This is a genomic window from Nocardioides sp. Bht2 (assembly GCF_047308515.1).
Lineage (GTDB): Bacteria > Actinomycetota > Actinomycetes > Propionibacteriales > Nocardioidaceae > Nocardioides.
This window is the reverse complement of the sequence record NZ_JBLBWI010000021.1, coordinates 1-16,924: the sequence shown is the minus strand read 5'-3', so window position 1 is coordinate 16,924 and position 16,924 is coordinate 1. Positions and strand designations below refer to the sequence as shown.

The 16,924-nt window shown below is 68.9% G+C and carries 17 protein-coding genes; 11 read left to right on the top strand and 6 right to left on the bottom strand.

Features of this window, described 5'->3' with window-relative positions; translation table 11 throughout:
* Positions 1 to 7: 7 nt before the first annotated feature.
* Positions 8 to 472 carry a CinA family protein gene (locus ACLM5J_RS18955; protein ID WP_413658228.1) on the top strand — a complete coding sequence of 155 codons (465 nt, stop codon included), beginning with the start codon at positions 8 to 10 and terminating at the stop codon, positions 470 to 472.
* 35 nt (positions 473 to 507) lie between these two features.
* Positions 508 to 807, top strand: coding sequence for a helix-turn-helix domain-containing protein (locus ACLM5J_RS18950; RefSeq protein WP_413658227.1), 300 nt, complete (start codon positions 508 to 510; stop codon positions 805 to 807).
* 10 nt (positions 808 to 817) lie between these two features.
* Here ACLM5J_RS18950 and ACLM5J_RS18945 read toward each other — a convergent pair whose 3' ends face one another.
* The 4 genes from ACLM5J_RS18945 to ACLM5J_RS18930 form a co-directional block, all read right to left on the bottom strand.
* Entirely contained in the window at positions 818 to 1,618 is an 801-nt protein-coding gene (locus tag ACLM5J_RS18945; RefSeq protein ID WP_413658226.1) for a DNA-formamidopyrimidine glycosylase family protein, read from the bottom strand.
* On the bottom strand, positions 1,611 to 6,164 hold the full coding sequence (locus tag ACLM5J_RS18940; protein WP_413658225.1) for an ATP-dependent helicase: 4,554 nt from the start codon (positions 6,162 to 6,164) through the stop codon (positions 1,611 to 1,613). Before ACLM5J_RS18940 ends, ACLM5J_RS18945 begins: the two co-directional genes overlap by 8 nt.
* Positions 6,165 to 6,232: 68 nt before the next feature.
* Entirely contained in the window at positions 6,233 to 7,399 is a 1,167-nt protein-coding gene (locus tag ACLM5J_RS18935) for a hypothetical protein (RefSeq protein ID WP_413658224.1), read from the bottom strand.
* Between the two features lie 31 nt (positions 7,400 to 7,430).
* Positions 7,431 to 8,924 carry an amidohydrolase gene (locus tag ACLM5J_RS18930; RefSeq protein WP_413658223.1) on the bottom strand — a complete coding sequence of 498 codons (1,494 nt, stop codon included), beginning with the start codon at positions 8,922 to 8,924 and terminating at the stop codon, positions 7,431 to 7,433.
* 106 nt (positions 8,925 to 9,030) lie between these two features.
* Here ACLM5J_RS18930 and ACLM5J_RS18925 point away from each other — a divergent pair, with 106 nt between their 5' ends.
* Genes ACLM5J_RS18925 through ACLM5J_RS18915 form a run of 3 tightly spaced genes read left to right on the top strand, consistent with a single transcriptional unit; the run spans position 9,031 to position 10,981 of the window.
* Positions 9,031 to 9,549, top strand: a complete 519-nt coding sequence (locus ACLM5J_RS18925) for a DinB family protein (RefSeq protein ID WP_413658222.1) — start codon at positions 9,031 to 9,033, stop codon at positions 9,547 to 9,549.
* Positions 9,546 to 9,740 carry a DUF3046 domain-containing protein gene (locus ACLM5J_RS18920; RefSeq protein ID WP_413658221.1) on the top strand — a complete coding sequence of 65 codons (195 nt, stop codon included), beginning with the start codon at positions 9,546 to 9,548 and terminating at the stop codon, positions 9,738 to 9,740. The genes ACLM5J_RS18925 and ACLM5J_RS18920 overlap by 4 nt, the downstream gene beginning before the upstream one ends.
* Positions 9,737 to 10,981: an MFS transporter gene (locus ACLM5J_RS18915; protein WP_413658220.1), complete on the top strand. Its 1,245-nt coding sequence runs from the start codon at positions 9,737 to 9,739 to the stop codon at positions 10,979 to 10,981. Before ACLM5J_RS18920 ends, ACLM5J_RS18915 begins: the two co-directional genes overlap by 4 nt.
* A 26-nt stretch (positions 10,982 to 11,007) precedes the next feature.
* Here ACLM5J_RS18915 and ACLM5J_RS18910 read toward each other — a convergent pair whose 3' ends face one another.
* Positions 11,008 to 11,409, bottom strand: coding sequence for a hypothetical protein (locus ACLM5J_RS18910; protein WP_413658219.1), 402 nt, complete (start codon positions 11,407 to 11,409; stop codon positions 11,008 to 11,010).
* Positions 11,410 to 11,653: 244 nt separating this feature from the next.
* On the opposite strand from ACLM5J_RS18910, the gene recA reads away from it, so the two are divergent.
* The 3 genes from recA (at position 11,654) to ACLM5J_RS18895 (ending at position 14,002) form a co-directional block, all read left to right on the top strand.
* Positions 11,654 to 12,688, top strand: coding sequence for a recombinase RecA (gene recA / locus ACLM5J_RS18905; RefSeq protein WP_413658218.1), 1,035 nt, complete (start codon positions 11,654 to 11,656; stop codon positions 12,686 to 12,688).
* A 112-nt stretch (positions 12,689 to 12,800) separates the two neighbouring features.
* Entirely contained in the window at positions 12,801 to 13,469 is a 669-nt protein-coding gene (locus ACLM5J_RS18900) for a regulatory protein RecX (RefSeq protein ID WP_413658216.1), read from the top strand.
* A complete protein-coding gene (locus tag ACLM5J_RS18895; RefSeq protein WP_413658215.1) occupies positions 13,466 to 14,002 on the top strand; it encodes a GNAT family N-acetyltransferase in 537 nt (178 codons plus the stop codon). Before ACLM5J_RS18900 ends, ACLM5J_RS18895 begins: the two co-directional genes overlap by 4 nt.
* A gap of 6 nt (positions 14,003 to 14,008) precedes the next feature.
* Here the strand turns inward: ACLM5J_RS18895 and ACLM5J_RS18890 are convergent, their stop codons facing one another.
* Positions 14,009 to 14,593, bottom strand: coding sequence for a hypothetical protein (locus ACLM5J_RS18890; RefSeq protein WP_413658214.1), 585 nt, complete (start codon positions 14,591 to 14,593; stop codon positions 14,009 to 14,011).
* A gap of 226 nt (positions 14,594 to 14,819) precedes the next feature.
* Here ACLM5J_RS18890 and ACLM5J_RS18885 point away from each other — a divergent pair, with 226 nt between their 5' ends.
* Genes ACLM5J_RS18885 through ACLM5J_RS18875 form a run of 3 tightly spaced genes read left to right on the top strand, consistent with a single transcriptional unit; the run spans position 14,820 to position 16,815 of the window.
* Positions 14,820 to 15,677 (top strand): PPK2 family polyphosphate kinase, encoded by an 858-nt coding sequence (locus ACLM5J_RS18885; RefSeq protein ID WP_413658213.1) that lies wholly within the window; start codon positions 14,820 to 14,822, stop codon positions 15,675 to 15,677.
* Complete coding sequence (locus ACLM5J_RS18880; protein WP_413658212.1) at positions 15,674 to 16,438, top strand: HipA family kinase; 765 nt, start codon at positions 15,674 to 15,676, stop codon at positions 16,436 to 16,438. The genes ACLM5J_RS18885 and ACLM5J_RS18880 overlap by 4 nt, the downstream gene beginning before the upstream one ends.
* Positions 16,435 to 16,815 (top strand): DUF3037 domain-containing protein, encoded by a 381-nt coding sequence (locus ACLM5J_RS18875; protein ID WP_413658211.1) that lies wholly within the window; start codon positions 16,435 to 16,437, stop codon positions 16,813 to 16,815. Before ACLM5J_RS18880 ends, ACLM5J_RS18875 begins: the two co-directional genes overlap by 4 nt.
* The last annotated feature ends 109 nt before the right edge of the window (positions 16,816 to 16,924 follow it).

Sequence of the window (16,924 nt, the reverse complement as noted above, 5' to 3'; positions counted from 1 at the left end):
TGGGTAGGTGCACCCGCTACTTCCCGCCGTCAGTGTCGCCACGGCTGAGTCGATCACCGGCGGCCTGATCGGCGCGATGATTACCGGGATCCCCGGTGCCTCCGAGGTCTATGCGGGTGGCGTGGTCTGCTACGCCACCCGGATCAAGGAAGAGGTGCTGGGGATCCCGCGCGAGATCACCGAAGGGATCGGCGTGGTTTCCGGCGAATGTGCCGAGGCGATGGCCGAGGGAGTGCGTGCCAAGTTCGGCACCAGGTGGGCGATCTCGACAACCGGTGTCGCCGGTCCGGGGCCGCAGGGGGCGATCCCGCCGGGCACCGTCTGGATCGGGCTGGCCGGCCCTGGTGGGGTCGAGGCACGCAAGTGTACGTTCGTCGGTGACCGCGACCAGGTCCGTCATCTGGCTGCGCGGGAAGCGTTGGCGATGCTCGAATTCGGAGTCCGCGCCTGGGAAGAATCGGTCAACCGGTAGCGTTGGTCACCACAGGTACGAAGAAAGGACAGGTCATGACGCTCTTCCGGCGACTGCTGGGTGACGCACTCCGTGCTGAGCGGATGAAGCGTGGCCTGACCCTGCGCGAGGTCTCTGCTGAAGCACGAGTGAGTCTCGGCTACATCTCGGAGATCGAACGCGGGCAGAAGGAAGCCTCCTCGGAGTTGTTGGCCTCCTTGTGCAACGCCCTCGACGTGGCTCTCTCCGACCTGCTCCGCTCGGTGAGCGACGCCGCACTCGCCGAGGAGCGTGCGCTGCTGGGCGTTCCGGCGATCACTCCCGCACCCAGCGCCGTGGTGGTCTCCGCCGCCTGATGGTGGCGCGTCAGTAGCTCTGCGCGACGAACTGCGATTGGCAGGTGGGACACCAGAAGATGGTGCGCTCGCGGCCAGGCTCACCCATCGGTTCTGCCACGATCGGCTTCTTGCAACGACGGCACGGCTGCCCGGCGCGGTCGTAGACCCAGTGCCGGTAGCCCGGTCGCAGATTGCCGGTGGTCACCTGGACGGCGCGCTCCTTGTTGCTCTCCAACATGCTCTTGGCTCTGTTGATCAACCGGTCCAGGTGGACGATCTTGTCGACAGGTGTGGTCGGATTGATCCCGGAGACGAAGAGCAGCTCCGCGCGGTAGAGGTTGCCCAGCCCAGCGAGATTGCGTTGGTCGATCAGAGCCTCGGCGATCGGGCGCTCCGGGTTGGCCCGCAGGCGGGAGGTGGCCTTCTCCAGGTCCCAGTTGGCGCCGAGCAGGTCCGGGCCGAGGTAGGCGAGCTTCTGGAACTCGGCACCGCTCGGCCACATCTCGACGATGCCGAGCGAGAAGCCGACCGCCAGCCAGCGTGGGCTCTGCAACACCACCCGGGCCTGGGAGGCAGGCCGCTGCCAGCGGTTCTCCGGACGGTACAGGTGCCACGCACCTTCCATCTTCAGGTGCGTGTGCAGGATGCGTTGGTGTCCAAGGTGCAGCAGGAGGTGCTTCCCACGGGACTCCGAGGCAGTGACGCGTTCGCCGGTGAGGTTGACCTCGGCCAACTCGGGGACACGGAAGTCACTGCGGATCAAGGTACTGCCAACGAGTGCGGCTCCCAGAGCCTGCGCTGTTCGCCAAACGGTGTCGCCTTCAGGCACGGATTCGCAACCCCTTCGTGGTGGTGATGAAGCCGGCGTCGAGCAACGCCTGCCGGACCGGGTCGTCGGTACGCCCGAGCAGCTGGCTGCCATCGGCGCGTTCGACGGTGAGCTTCCCCAAGGCGCCGGTGCGGACGGCGTCAGCGAGCGAGGCGGCGGCCGCGGTGAGCAGGGTCGGCGCATCGGTGAAGGTGAGCAGAGTGCGACCGCCGCGTTCGACGTACATCGCCAGGGCGCCGTCGACGAGGACCACCAGGGCACCTGCCTTACGGCCCGGCCGATGCCCCGCGGAGTCGTCACGGTTCGGCCACTCCAGCGCGGCGCCGTAGGGGTTGGCGGGGTCGGTAGCAGCCAGGGCGAGCGCTTGAGGCTTCTCAGCGGAGCCGATCTCGGCGAAGGTGCGCATCCGGTCGACCGCGCCCGCGGTACCGAACTGTGCTGCACCCAGCCCGGCCACGAAGTAGCCACGGCGAGCGCGACCGGTCTCCTCGAAGGCACGCAAGACCCGGTAGGCGGCTGCGAATCCACCGGGGATCCGCTCGCTCATCACGGCACCTCGAGTGAGTACGCCGTGGCGTTCGAGCAGCGCTTCGGCCCGGGAGTGCGCACGCCGGGTCGGGTCGACGTCGAGGGCGGGGAGCAGGGACCAGCGCCCTGCCGTCTCCGGCAGGACCACCCTGGTTCGGGCCAGTGCGCTCCGTACCCGAGGCGGCGGACGGCGGGTGCGGTGGCTGGGGGTGCCGGATCTGGTCAGCGCGCGTAGCGGAGCGAGCGTGTCGTTGCCTACCCGGCCCGACCAGACGAGCTCCCACAGCGCATCGGCGAGCTCCCGCTCACCTATCGGCTCGGCCAGAGTGGCAGTGACCTGGGTGGCGAGTTGGTTGAAGAACCAGGCGCCCCCGGGCTCGAGTGCGTCGATCAGGGCACGCTGCACGGCGGTCGGGTCACCCGGCTCCGGCTCCGGCAGGGTCAGCGGTGCTTGGTCGGCGAGGTGGAGCGAGACCCAGCCGTCGCTGCCTGGGAGCGAACCGTGGCCCGCCCAGATGATCTCGCCGGAGGCGGTGAGCTCGTCCAACATGGCCGGCTCGTAGTCACGGACCCGGGCGGCCAGGACCAAGGACTCCAGCGCCGAGGCAGGGATCTGGGTCCCGGCGAGCTGCTCCACCACACTGAGCACGCCGTCCAGGCCGCGGAGCCGGCCACCGACGTGTTGCCAGATGGGAAGAAATCGGCCCAGCACCTCGGGGTCGAGCGGTTCCACCTCGTGGCGGAGCTTGGCCAACGAGCGGCGTCGGAGCCGCCTGAGTACCTCGGCGTCGCACCACTCCTCGCCGGTACCGGTGGGCCGGAACTCGCCCTCCAGGACGCGCCCTGCGCCTGCCAGGCGACGCAACGTCTGGCGGACGACGGCCGGCCCCAATCCGAGACGCTCGGCGACCTGATCGGCCGTGAACGGGCCGTGGGTCCGGGCGAAGCGGGCGACCAGATCGGCCATCGGATCGGCCACCGGCTCGGTGAAGTCGGTCGGGGTGCCCGGTGGGACCGGAACACCGAGCGCGTCGCGGAGCCGGGCGACGTCCTCGATCGCGCTCCACCGCTCCTCGCCGGCCATCCGGACCTCGACGATCCGGCGTGCTGAGGCCAGGCCGGCCAGCCATGGCTCCGGATCCTCGGTGCTCCGGGCGGCGATCTCGGGGGTGGTCATCGGGCCGAGCAGCCGGAGCAGGTCGGCGACTCCCTCGGCGCCGCGCGCACGGTACTGCGGGGTGAGCCGTTGCAGCTCCTGTTCGACCTCGGTGAGGACCTCGGGGTCGAGGAGTTCACGGAGCTCGGCGCGGCCCAGGAGTTCGGCAAGCAGGCCCTGATCGAGGCTGAGCGCGGCGGCCCGGCGCTCGGCGATGGGGGAGTCACCCTCGTAGACGAACTGCGCGATGTAGCCGAACAGGAGGCTCGCCGCATACGGCGAAGGACGATCGCTGGCGACGTCGACGACGCGCACCTCGCGGCGCTCGATGCGTTGCAGCAAGGTGACCAGGCCGGGCAGGTCGTAGACGTCTTGGAGGACCTCCCGGACCGCCTCCAGGACGATCGGGAACGAGGGGTACTTGGCGGCCACTTCGAGCAGTTGGGCGGAGCGCTGCCGCTGCTGCCACAACGGGGAACGCCGTCTCGGATCTCGGCGGGGGAGCAGGAGGGCACGTGCCGCGCACTCGCGGAACCGGCTCGCGAAGAGCGCCGAACCGCCCACCTCGGTGGTGACCAGAGCCTCGATCTCGTCCGGCTCGAAGACGACAACCTCTCCGCCGGGCGGCTCGGCGTCGGTGTCGGGGATCCGGAGCACCACGCCGTCGTCGGAGGCAACGGCCGAGGCCTCGACGCCGTACCGCTCGCGGAGCCGGGCGTTGATCGCGAGCGCCCAGGGAGCGTGGACGCCGGTGCCGTACGGCGAGTGCACCACCAGGCGCCAGTCGCCGAGCTCGTCGCGGAAGCGTTCGACCACGATGCTGCGGTCGCTCGGGAGGACACCGGTCGCGGTGACCTGCTCCTGGAGGTAGGTGAGCAGGTTGTCCACGGCCCAGTCGTCCAGGCCGGCGGCGCGGGTGCGTTCCTGGGCCTCGGTGCCCTTCATCGCCACCAGTTCGCGGGTGAAGCTGCCGATCGCTTCGCCGAGCTCGGCGGGGCGGCCAAAGGTGTCGCCCTTCCAGAACGGGAGCCGACCGGGGACGCCCGGCGCCGGCGTCACCAGCACCCGGTCGTGGGTGATGTCCTCGATCCGCCAACTCGTGGCACCGAGCGCGAAGACATCGCCGACCCGAGACTCGTAGACCATCTCCTCGTCCAGCTCGCCGACCCGTTTGCCGGCACCCTGCTCACCGGCCAGATAGACGCCGAAGAGGCCGCGGTCGGGGATGGTGCCGCCGCTGGTGACGGCGAGGCGTTGCGCTCCGGGCCGCCCGGTCAGGGTGCCGGTGACCCGGTCCCAGACCAGGCGGGGGCGCAGCTCGGCGAACTCGTCGGACGGATAGCGCCCACTGAGCAGGTCGAGGGTGGCGAGGTAGGCGGAGTGCGGCAGCGCGCTGAACGGTGCGCTGCGACGGACCAGGTCGAAGAGCTCGTCGACGTTCCAGGCCTCCATCGAGGTGGCGGCGACCACCTGCTGGGCCAGCACATCGAGCGGGTTGGCCGGTACCCGCAGCGACTCGATCGCCCCACTGCGCATCTGCTCCACGGCCACGGCGGTCTGGGCCAGATCGCCGCGATGCTTGGGGAACAGCACCCCGCGGGAGACCTCACCGACCTGGTGCCCGGCACGACCGACCCGTTGCAGGGCGCTGGCCACGCTGGGCGGTGACTCGATCTGGATCACCAGGTCGACGGCGCCCATGTCGATACCGAGCTCCAGGCTGCTGGTGGCGACCACGCAGGGCAGTCGACCGGCCTTGAGATCGTCCTCGATCAGCGCGCGCTGCTCCTTGCTCACCGAGCCGTGGTGGGCGCGGGCGATGATCGGCGGTGCCGATACTGCGGAGGTGTTGGTCAGCGTGCTGCCGGACTGGGCCATCACCTGAGCGGGCACGGTGCCGACCTCGAAGCCGGCGCGTTCGGCAGCGATCTCGTTGAGCCGTGCGGTCAACCGTTCGGCGAGGCGCCGGGAGTTGGCGAAGACGATGGTGGAGCGGTGCGCCTCGATCAGATCGGCGACGCGCTCCTCTACGTGCGGCCAGATCGACGCACGGCGAGGTGCCCCGGCGGCCGGCCCTTCGCTGATCTCCTCGATGACCTGGCCGAGCTCGGTCATGTCGGCAACAGGGACGACCACCTGAAGGTCCCACCGCTTCTCCGAGGCGGGAGCGACCAGCTCGACCGGCGCGTTCCCACCGAGGAACCGGGCCACCTCGTCGAGCGGGCGCACGGTGGCGGAGAGCCCGATCCGCTGTGCGGGCTGGGGAAGCAGCGCATCGAGCCGTTCCAAGGAGAGGGCCAGGTGCGCTCCGCGTTTGCTCCCGGCGACCGCATGCACCTCGTCGATGATCACCGTCTCGACGCCGCGCAGACTCTCGCGCGCCTGCGAGGTGAGCATCAGGAAGAGGGACTCGGGGGTGGTGATCAGGATGTCCGGGGGCGTGGTGACCAGCTTGCGCCGTTCGGAAGCCGGAGTGTCACCGGAGCGGACCCCGACCCGGACGTCGTGTACCTCCTCGCCGAGCCGGTCGGCGGTGTGCTTGATCCCGGCGAGCGGTGCGCGGAGGTTGCGTTCCACATCGACCGCGAGCGCCTTCAGCGGCGAGACGTAGAGCACCCGGGTGCGCTGATTGCGCTCGGCCGGGGCAGGGGTCGAGGTCAGTCGATCGAGTGACCAGAGGAAGGCGGAGAGGGTCTTACCCGAACCGGTCGGTGCCACCACCAGCGCATGCTTGCCGCCGGCGATCGCCGTCCAGGCTCCTTCTTGGGCGGCCGTGGGCGCGGCGAAGGCCGCACCGAACCACGCACGCGTGGAGGCGCTGAAGGTAGCAAGGGCTTCTGACACCCTGCCATCCTCCCTCATCGGTCCGACACGTGGAGGCTCTCAGCAGATGTTCTCGCGCGGCCCGGGAGTCGGTCGGACCGCACCGACTAGCGTCGTTGCAGGCGGCGACGCAGACGCCCGATGGTTCCGGTCTCCGAAGTTGTCATGGGGGTGACAAGCGGGGGCGCAGGGACCTCGGTCGGCATGGTCTTCTTTGTCTCCCGCGCGCGTGCTCGACGGGTCTTCATCCGCGCCGTCAAGAGTTCGGCAATTGCTGCCGCGGCAAGTTCGCTGACCTCTTCGGGGCTCGGCTGCGCCTGGTCTGCGAACGCTGCGTCGTCCGGAATCAGGTCGTTCAGGTCGCCGATCACCCGGCACCCGCTCGCCGCGATCGCCGCGTTGTGGTCGTGGCTGACCTGCACCACCCAGTCCTGATGGGCGGTGGGGACCTTGATCCGCGGTCCGCCCTTCTCACTGAAGCCGACCAGCACCTGGTTGGAGAAGTACCGCTTGACCACCGACCCGTAGGTGCGACGGCTCTTCCGCAGCTCTTGGGGGAGCGCGATGTTGACCTGACGCAGGACCTCGGTGGCGACCGTGCCCAGCCCCGGGTTGGCGACACCGGCCTCGGCCGCGCGCAGCGGCTCGGGGTCGATCTCGATCGCCTGGCAGAAGCGCTCGAGCAGGATCTCGGTCGACGACCCGGCCGGCGGCACGGTGACCAGGTGGACGTTCTCGTTGCCGACCAACCCGCCCCACTTGGCGATCAGGAACGGGAGGTGCCGGTTCGACCACCGGGTTCCGGTCGGGTCCTCGGGAACCTGCTGCATCTCCGCGAGGAACCGGTCGTAGGTGACGCCGCTACTGGACTTGATCAGTTGCTGCCACGACGAGGGGATCAGTCGGCCCAGGTCGCGCGCGGTGATGATCACGTGCACCTCGCGATCGCCGCAGGCCTCGATGAAGGTGGCGATCCGATCCGACGGCGCATCGGCCAACGACTCATTGGTGTACAGCACCTGCGGCGCGGAGCAGGCGGCCATCTCCTCGCGGAACCTGTCGAGGGAGGTGACCACCGAGTCGGGATCACGACCCTCCCGATAGCGGTCGGAGACCCAGAGCATCAGCTGGTCGTTGTCGTCGCGCTCACCGGGGACCAGCGCGAACCCGGTCTCGGAGAGTCGCTCCTGGTGGTCCCAGAGCAACGCTTGCAGGTAAGAGGTCCCGGTCTTCTGCAGGCCGATATGGATGTACATACGAGGGCGCGCCGACATGGGGCAAGAGTCTAGACCGCTGCCGATCCGCTCAGCGCACGGTGATGCTGGTGCCGAGGTGAACGGCCGCACCTTGCACCCAGGTCCCGGCCACCGCCGGGGTACCGGGGCCCGCCAGCGGGTCGGCGTCGAGGAGGGCGAGGTCGCCGGGGTGGCCGACGGCGACCATGCCTCGCCCGTCGGTGGAGGCAGCCAGGGCTTGGCGCCGTCCGAGGATCTGCTCGGGATGCCACGGGCCGCGCTGATCGGCCGTGCGCTCGACCGCGGCAGTGATCGCCAGCCACGGGTCCAGCGGCGCGACCGGGGCATCGGAGCCGAAACGTAGGTCGAGTCCGAGCTCAGCCATCGTGGCGAAGGCGAAGCAGTCGGCGCTCCGCTCCGGCCACAACGCCATGCTCAGGTCGCGGTCGTCGAGTAGGTGGGCGGGCTGCACGCTCGCGCGAATCCCCAGGGTCGCCATCCGTTGCAGGTCGGCTGGCCGGGCGAGTTGGACGTGCTCGATCGACCCGCGGCATCCCGTGCGGGAGAACGCTTCGAGGGTGTGGCTCAGCGCCTGATCGCCGATCGCATGGACGGCGGCCTCCAAGCCGTGCTGGTGGGCACGGGTGAGCAGCCCCGTGAGTTCGAGGTCGCTTAGGTTCGGGGCACCGTGGTGCGGGCCCGTGGTCTGCTCGCTCTCCGCGTACGCGTGGTGGCACCAGGCGGTGCGGGTGTTGAGGGAGCCGTCGCCGATCACCTTGAGCGGCCCCATCGTGACCAGTCCGCCGGTGCCGGGCACCGCGTCCCCGTTGGCCAGGCCCGAGGCCATCACCGTCTCCAAGCCATCGGGGTAGGTACTGGCCCGCACCCGAAGCAGCGTCGCACCCGCCTCGTGCCAGGCCGGCCAGGTGAACGGCCCGCCGGAGAACTCGAAGTCCACCAGTCCGACGACGCCCTGTGCCGCGGCGTCGCGCTGTGCGGCAGCGAGATCAGCCGGGGTGGCGGCTGCGCCCATGCTGGCTTGGAACTTCTCGAACGAGTCGAACCATTCTGCCTCCCGGACGACGTCGTCTCGATAGGGCAGCCCTATCGAGGCCAGCGCTGCCGAGTTGAGCCAGGCCTGGTGCCCGTCCCCGGCGATCAGGCCGACCGGCGTCGCCCCGGTAACGGCGTCGAGTTCGGTCACCGAGAGCGGACGCCAGGAACCGGCCCGATGGCCCCAGGTGACGATCGGGCGGCCCGGGAACGCTGCGAGTCGGCCGGCAACCAGTGCGAGCAGTTCTTCAGGACTCTGTACGGCGGCGACGTCAAGGCGTCTGCGGGACGAGGCCCATTGGCCCAGATGCACGTGCTGGTCCCAGAGGCCGGGGATCAACCAACGGCCCTCGCCCTCGACGACCGTCGTCGGGGAGGGGACGTCCAGGACCGGGCCGACCGCTGCCACCCGGCCGTCGACGACGAGGAGATCGACCGGTGCGGCACCCGCGACGTCGCTCGGTGCGATCGGGACCAGGCGGACCTCGCGGAGCAACAACGTCTGGGGCATGGCGAAAGCCTAGACGTGATGAGTCGGGTGGTTGTGGCCGTCGATCGCGGTCGGCTGGCGGCCAACTGCGTTGAGCACCGACTTCCTCGGATGACAGGATGGAGGGGTGGCGATCGAACCTGACACCAAGGACTGGACGTGGGTGCTCCAGCGCCCCTGCGCCGATTGCGGATTCGATGCCGACGCGGTGCGGACCGACGAGTTCGCCGAGCTCCTGCGGAGCACCACCGAACGATGGAGCGCGGTGCTTCGGCGACCCGATGCGGCGCAGCGTCAGCAGCCCGATGTCTGGTCCGCCCTGGAGTACGGCGCGCACGTTCGCGACGTGCATCGGATCTTCAACGAGCGGGTCCGTTCGATGCTCACCGAGGCCGTTCCGACCTTCGCCAACTGGGACCAGGACGCCACCGCGCTGGCCGAACGCTATGGCGAGCAGGACCCGGTGGAGGTCGAGGTCGCGTTGATCGATGCCGCGGGAGAGATCGCCGGCCGCTATGCCGCCGTTGACGGGCAGGAGTGGGAGCGCAGCGGGTTGCGGTCCAACGGCAGCGCGTTCACCGTCGCCTCGATCGGCCGGTACCACCTGCACGACGTGGTGCACCATCTGTGGGATGTCCGCGGGTGAGGCACACGGAGTTCTGGGCGCGGATGGAGGCGGCCCTCGGCGCTGGCTATGCGCGCACCTGGGCCGAACAGCACACCTTGACCGAGTTGGGTTCGCGGACCGCCGTCGAGGCTCTGGACGCCGGTGAGGCGCCCAAGGAGGTCTGGCTCGCGGTCTGGCAGAACCTCGGTCTCCCGTTGCGGGACAAGTGATCCGCGAAGAGGCCCACCGCCGCGCTGTGCGGTCGTTGGCCACCACCCAGGCTGTCGGCGCGGTCGGGATCACGATCGGGGTCGCGACCGCCTCACTGTTGGCGGAGGAGATCTCTGGATCCGAGAGTCAGGCCGGCCTGGCCCAGACCTCGCAGGTGCTCGGCGCCGCGGTGGCCTCCTGGCTGCTGGCCCGGTTGATGGCGATGCGCGGTCGGCGACTCGGTCTGCTGATCGGCTACCTGATCGGTGCGGGCGGCGGTGCGTTGTGCGTGGTCGCCGCCAAGGTCGACTCGATGGCGTTGCTGCTGGCCGGTGCGGTCCTGCTCGGCGCGACGACAGCTGCCAACTCGGGCGCGCGGTATGCCGCCACCGACCTCGCCGACGACGCCAACCGGGCACGCTCGCTCTCGGTGGTGGTCTGGGCGACGACGATCGGGGCGGTTGCCGGACCTAACCTCACCGGGCCGTCGCAGGAACTGGCCCGGTGGCTCCGGGTGCCGGAGTTGGCGGGGCCGTTCGCGCTGGGGTGCATCGCGATGCTGGCCGCCGCGCTGGTGATGTGGTTGACCCTGCGACCGGACCCGCTGCTGTTGGCACGAGAACTCGCCGACGAACCGGTGGGCGCGGCACGGGGGACCTCGTGGCGCACCGCCTGGGACGTCGTCCGCGAACGGCCGGAGATCGGTGCGGCAGCTGTCGGGATGGCGTTCGCCCATGCCGCGATGGTGGCGGTGATGATCATGACGCCCCTGCACATGCAGCACGGCGGTGCCGAGTTGAAGGTGATCGGCCTGGTGGTCAGTCTGCACGTGTTGGGGATGTACGCCTTCTCGCCGGTGATGGGCTGGGCTGCGGACCGTTACGGCCGGGCGCCACTGCTGGCCGCCGGGGGTGTGGTGCTGGTCGTCTCGATGCTCTTCGCGGGGCTGTCGCCTGCTGGCACGTCGTGGCAGATCTTCTTCGGACTCTTCACCCTCGGCGTCGGCTGGTCGATGGCCACCGTCGCCGCGGCCACCCTGCTGACCGAACTCACCCCGCTCCGGGCGCGTCCTGACGTCCAAGGCGCCGCAGACCTGTTGATGGGTCTGACCGCGGCAGCCGCCGGCGGATTGGCCGGTGTCCTGGTCGGTGTCGGCGGCTACGGCTGGCTCAACGTCTTCGCCGGCGTCCTCGCCCTGGGGGTCGCCGCCTGCGCGGCCTATGCCGCAGACGCCCGTCGTCGGCACGTGCTCGCGGCCTGACGCCGTCAGGCCGGTCGGTTCGCGGGTTACCGCGGTTGCTGACTGGCCGTGAGGCGTCGCGGTGCGGCGCGGGAGAGGTCTCTGGCGATCACGGCGAGGGGGAGCAGTCCGAGCGCTCCGCTGAGGCCGGCTGCCGCAGCGAGACGGACCCGGTCTCGGGAGAGTCGTAGGCAGGCGTCGTCGAACGCGTTCTGGTTCGGCCGGTACTCGCCGCTGTCGTACGCAGTGCCGTCGTTGAGGACGAGGGCGGGGCGCCCACACTCTTGGCTCTCCCAGCCGGGGAGCGCCAAGCCGGTGGTCGAGACCGGGGCGAAGAGCAGATAGCCACCGAGCCCGAGCGCCACCAGGACAGCGGCCGCCGCCGCGACGAGGGCACCCCAGTGACTGAGGTGCGATGGCTGGTCGGGATCCGTCGTGGCGATCCGCATGGTGCCTCCCGAACTGTCGGTGTTGAACTGAGCTTGCGGCCCCAACGACGCCGCAGCGCAGCCAGTTACGACACGCCGCACTTCGATGATTCTCATCGAACATCTGTTCGGTTACTCTGATGCCTCAGGTACGACGTAGCTCACCTTTATCCACAGGTGGGGCACTCCTGATCAGGGAGTGTCGGAGGTGGGCTCTACCGTCGCAGATGTGCCTGGACCAAAACGAGAGAAGAGGAAGCCCACGATGGCTGCAGACCCCCGCGAAAAGGCGCTCGACGCCGCGCTCGCCAACATTGAGAAGCAGTTCGGCAAGGGTTCGATCATGCGCCTCGGCGATGAGACCCGTGCTCCCCTTGAGGTGATCCCGACCGGGTCGATCGCCCTGGACGTCGCGCTGGGGCTCGGTGGCCTTCCTCGCGGTCGTGTGGTGGAGATCTACGGTCCGGAATCGTCCGGTAAGACGACGGTCGCGCTGCACGCGGTGGCCAGCGCCCAGGCCGCCGGTGGCCTGGTCGCCTTCATCGACGCCGAGCACGCGCTCGACCCGGAGTACGCCAAGAACCTCGGCGTCGACACCGACGCGCTGCTCGTGTCGCAGCCGGATTCGGGTGAGCAGGCGCTGGAGATCGCCGACATGCTGGTCCGTTCCGGAGCCTTGTCGCTGATCGTCATCGACTCCGTGGCCGCGCTTGTTCCGCGTGCGGAGATCGAAGGCGAGATGGGTGACAGCCACGTGGGTCTCCAGGCTCGTCTGATGAGCCAGGCGTTGCGCAAGATGACCGGTGCGCTCAACAACTCCAACACCACCGCGATCTTCATCAACCAGCTGCGCGAGAAGATCGGCGTGATGTTCGGTTCGCCGGAGACCACCACCGGTGGTCGTGCGCTCAAGTTCTACTCGTCGGTCCGTCTCGACGTGCGTCGGATCGAGACCCTGAAGGACGGCACCGACATGGTCGGTAACCGCACCCGGGTCAAGGTCGTCAAGAACAAGGTCGCTCCGCCGTTCAAGCAGGCTGAGTTCGACATCATGTACGGCAAGGGCATCAGCCGTGAAGGTGGTCTGATCGACGTCGGTGTCGAAGCGGGCCTGGTCCGCAAGGCCGGTGCTTGGTACACCTACGAGGGCGACCAGCTCGGTCAGGGCAAGGAGAACGCGCGTAACTTCCTGCGCGACAACCCCGACCTCGCCAATGAGCTCGAGAAGCGCATCCTGGAGAAGCTCGGCGTGGTGCCGAGTGTCGACGAGCCGGCTGAGCCGACCAACGTCGACTTCTGATCCGATGTCAGCTTCGGCATGGCCGGAGAAGGACCAGGCCGGTCCACCGCCCGACTGGGTAGGTGATGTTGCGCTCGGGGTGGCTGCCTGGACTGCTTCCAGTAGTCCGGTGGTGCCAGCCACCCCAACGGAGCCGGAGCGTCGTACCCGTAGGTCGGGGAGTCGCTCCGGCGCTGGGCGTGGCGACACCGGCGACGGTGCGGCCACGCGCAGGGGCCGGAGCAGCAAGCGTCGCGAACCCAAGCCGCCGCCGCCGGACCTTGCGGATCAGCCGGAGGCGGACCAGGAGGCGGTGGCCCGCAAGATCCTGCTCGATCAGCTGACCGGGCAGGCACGAAGCCGCAAGGAGCTCGCCGAGAAGTTGGCGAAGCGTGGCGTGCCCGAGGAGCTCGCCGCGCGGTTGCTCGACCGGTTCGAAGAGGTCGGTCTGATCGATGACGCTGCCTTCGCCCGGCTCTGGGTCGGTTCCCGCCAGCCGGGGAAGGGGTTGGCGCGTCGCGCGTTGCAGCAGGAGTTGCGGCGCAAAGGGGTCGCTGACGAGGTCGCCAAGGAGGCCTTGGACGAGATCGATCCTGCCGACGAAGAGGCTGCTGCCCGGCGGCTGGTGCAGCGCAAGCTGCGCAGCATGCGGGGTCTCGACCCCCAGGTGGCGACCCGGCGACTCGCCGGGATGCTGGCCCGCAAGGGTTACCCTCCCGGGATGTGCTTCTCCGTGGTGCGTAGCGAGCTCGACGCAGCTGAGCTCGACGCAACTGATCTTGAGGTCCCCGACGACCTATGACAGCGACGACGGACGACTGGGTCCAGGTTCGCCTGGCCACGGCCGCTGACCTAGCGGATCTGACCCGCTGGCGTCAGCAGCCGCACGTCGCCCGGTGGTGGCACGCCGACGGCGACCCCACACCCGGACGGGTGCGGGAGCAGTACCTACCTGAGATCGAGGGCCGGACCCCGACCACGTTGTGGATCATCGAGGTCAACGGGCGCTCGGTCGGCTTCCTCCAGGACTATCCGCTCGCTGCCTACCCGGACTACGCGTTGCTCACCCCGGACCCGACGGCGATCGGGATCGACTACGCCATCGGGCTACCCGGGTGGCTGGGCCGCGGCTATGGCGCCCGGGCGATCAAAGCCTGGGTGAGTCGCTGCCGCGAGCGATTCCCCGATGCGCAGGCGGTCTTCGCCGCCCCCGATCACCGCAACGCCGCCTCGCTGCGGGTCTTGGAGAAGGCCGGATTCATCGCCGGGACCTGGTTCGACGATCCGGACGGCTCCACCGTCGTCGGGTGCACGTTGCGGCTCGACGGCCACTGAGCGCGGTCAGCGACGGATCTGCGGCTTCTTGAACTCGAAGTCGGTACCGAAGTCGCTGAGGCTGACCGTGTTGGTGCTCGCGCCGTCGTCGCCCTGGGAGTGGCTCACCATCCGGACCGGGAGGTTGGCCCTGCTGAGCCAGATCTCGGTCGGCACACCGACAGCGCCCGGGGTCCTCGGTGCCCCCACATACTCGCGGATCCGGATCCCGTTGACGTCCTCGACCTTGCCGCTGGGGCGCCAACTGGTCGACCCGTAGAAGTCGGCCAGCTTGTCGAGAGCGGTGGAGACCCGCCACAACACCGCTTGGGTCTGGGCAGTCTCGGCGCGGGCGCTACCACCACCGGCCCGGATCCAGCCCTTGTCGTCCTTCATCCAGGCGCGATCCTTGATCACCACCAGTTCGGCGGCGCCGTTGAAGATCGTCATGTCGATCGCCTGGCTCGGCGCGAAGCGGAGCTTGCCGTCGACCGCGCCGACGACCTTCTCCGCGATCACCTGTTCGCCGGAGAGCCGGACCGTCCGGTGCTTGCGGAGCGCCGCCGTTACGCAGGTCGCGAAGAGCTTCCCGGAGGCACGGCCCTTGCGCATCTCTGGGCCTCGGCACTCGGCCGGCCCTGCAGGCTTTCCGTCCTCGGGCACGGCGGTGACGCGGGGTTTCGGCACGATGGGTGGGGCAGCTGCTTCATCGGTGGTGGAACAACCGGCGATCAGGGCCAGCAACACAACGAGAACAGGAGCCAGACGCATAGTGGCCTTTCCAAGTGCGGCGCGCAGAAGGGTCGGCCGATCTTAACGGGCGACCTAGCATGGGCACATGCCGTTCACTTCGGAACTTCTGAGCACGTTGCGTCTGGCCGCTGGCGAGGTCGACCTGAATCAGCTCGATCCCCGTGCCACGCTCCGATACGACGGTGACAAGGGCTCGGCCGAGGAAGAGCTGGTCGCGGTCGGGAAACGCCTGGCCGAAGCCCAGGAGCGGCTCTACTCCCATCGCGGGGACCCGGACGCCAAGCGTGTCCTGTTGGTCTTGCAGGGGATGGACACCTCGGGCAAAGGCGGGGTGATCGAGAAGGCCGTCGGGCTGGTGAACCCGCAAGGTGTGCGGATCACCTCGTTCAAAGCGCCGACCGCCGAGGAGTTGAGCCACGACTTCCTGTGGCGGGTCGAGAAGGCCGTTCCCGAGCCTGGCTACGTGGGTGTCTTCGACCGTTCCCACTATGAGGACGTCCTGATCGGCCGGGTCCGCCAGCTGGCCGACGCCGATGAGGTGGAGCGCAGGTACTCCGCGATCAACGAGTTCGAGGAGCGCCTCGCAGCCGGCGGCGTGCGGATCCTCAAGTGCATGTTGCATATCTCTGCCGAGGAGCAGAAGAGTCGGCTGTTGGCCCGGCTGGACGATCCTGCCAAGTATTGGAAGTTCAATCCGGGCGACATCGACGAGCGGGCGTTGTGGGCCGACTACCGCCAGGCCTACGAGATCGCGCTGAGCCGGACCAACACCGATGTCGCCCCGTGGTACGTGGTGCCCAGCGACCGCAAGTGGTTGCGTAACCTTGCCATTGCCCAGCTGCTCACCGAAGCACTGGAGTCGTTCGACCTGGACTGGCCGTCGGCCGAGTTCAACCCTGTTGAGCAGCGGCGTCGGCTGCTGGAGGAGGACCCCATCTCTTGATCCCACGTGCTTTGGTCACGCGGTACATCACCCCCTTGCGTGAAGGTGGATCGCTTCCCGGACTGGTGGAAGCCGACGACCTGGGAACGTACGTCTGCAAGTTCCGCGGCGCCGGACAAGGCCTCAAGGTGTTGGTCGCGGAGGTGATCGTGGGGGAGTTGGCGCGGGTGATCGGCCTGCGCACGCCGCGTCTCGTCTCCTTGGACCTCCGCGCCGACATCGCCCGCTACGAGGCGGACGACGAGGTCCAGGATCTGCTCTCCGCGAGTGTCGGCACCAACCTCGGCGTCGACTTCCTGCCGGGCTCCTTCGGCTTCGACGGTGAACTCCCCGAGGACGACACCGACGCCGCCAAGATTCTCTGGCTCGACGCCTTCTGCGCGAACGTGGACCGCTCCTGGCGAAACCCGAATCTCCTGCTGTGGCACCGGAAACTCTGGGTGATCGACCATGGCGCGAGTCTCTACTTCCACCACGGGTGGAGCAACGGCGTCACCGATGCGAACCGGTTCGCCAATCAGCCGTGGGACGTCTCCGACCATGTGCTCCGCGCCCACGTCGGTGGCCTCGCCGCCGCCGATGAGGAGATCAGTGCACTGCTCAACCGTGACGTCTTCGAAGACATCCTCGAACTCGTCCCCGACGAGTGGCTGGAACCGGTCCCCGGAGCCGACAACCCGCTCTTCTTGCGGGCCTCCTATGTCGAGTTCCTGCTGGCCCGCCTCGGCACCCGGCAGTGGCTTCCGGGCGGTGCGGCGTGAGTGAGTTCGCCTACCAGTACGTGGTGATCCGCTGCGTCCCCCGCGTCGAACGCCAGGAGTTCCTCAACGTCGGCGTCGCTCTCTACTGCCAGAGTGCGGAGTTCCTCGGCTTCGCCTGGCACTGTGACGAGCCCCGGGTAGCAGCCTTCGCTCCCGAGATCGACCCGCAGTCGATCTGCGACGGCCTGAGCTTCCTGGAACGGGTCTGCGCCGGCGATGCCAGCGTCGGCACCGCGGGGGAGCAGCCGATGGGCACCCGCTTCGGCTTCGTGAAGGCCCCGCGCAGCACCATCCTGCAGCCCAGCCCCGTCCACGGCGGCCTGACCAGCGACCCTGCCGCCGAGCTCAACCGACTGATGGATCTCCTCGTCCGCTGATCCGTTATCCACAGCCCCCACGCGATAGTCCCTGACGAAAAGCCCCTGAAAACAGCGGCGGGGTCAAGGGGTGGAAGCAACTCTGGTTGAGGAGTTGTGGATGGTGAGG

What these genes read in the sequence shown, in the direction of transcription:
- ACLM5J_RS18940 (WP_413658225.1), bottom strand. Translation starts at nt 6,164, where the DNA reads ATGAGGGAGGATGGCAGGGTGTCAGAAGCCCTTGCTACCTTCAGCGCC.
- ACLM5J_RS18895 (WP_413658215.1), top strand. Translation starts at nt 13,466, where the DNA reads ATGACAGCGACGACGGACGACTGGGTCCAGGTTCGCCTGGCCACGGCC.
- ACLM5J_RS18885 (WP_413658213.1), top strand. Translation starts at nt 14,820, where the DNA reads ATGCCGTTCACTTCGGAACTTCTGAGCACGTTGCGTCTGGCCGCTGGC.
- ACLM5J_RS18910 (WP_413658219.1), bottom strand. Translation starts at nt 11,409, where the DNA reads ATGCGGATCGCCACGACGGATCCCGACCAGCCATCGCACCTCAGTCAC.
- recA (WP_413658218.1), top strand. Translation starts at nt 11,654, where the DNA reads ATGGCTGCAGACCCCCGCGAAAAGGCGCTCGACGCCGCGCTCGCCAAC.
- ACLM5J_RS18935 (WP_413658224.1), bottom strand. Translation starts at nt 7,399, where the DNA reads ATGTCGGCGCGCCCTCGTATGTACATCCATATCGGCCTGCAGAAGACC.
- ACLM5J_RS18890 (WP_413658214.1), bottom strand. Translation starts at nt 14,593, where the DNA reads ATGCGCAAGGGCCGTGCCTCCGGGAAGCTCTTCGCGACCTGCGTAACG.
- ACLM5J_RS18930 (WP_413658223.1), bottom strand. Translation starts at nt 8,924, where the DNA reads ATGCCCCAGACGTTGTTGCTCCGCGAGGTCCGCCTGGTCCCGATCGCA.
- ACLM5J_RS18950 (WP_413658227.1), top strand. Translation starts at nt 508, where the DNA reads ATGACGCTCTTCCGGCGACTGCTGGGTGACGCACTCCGTGCTGAGCGG.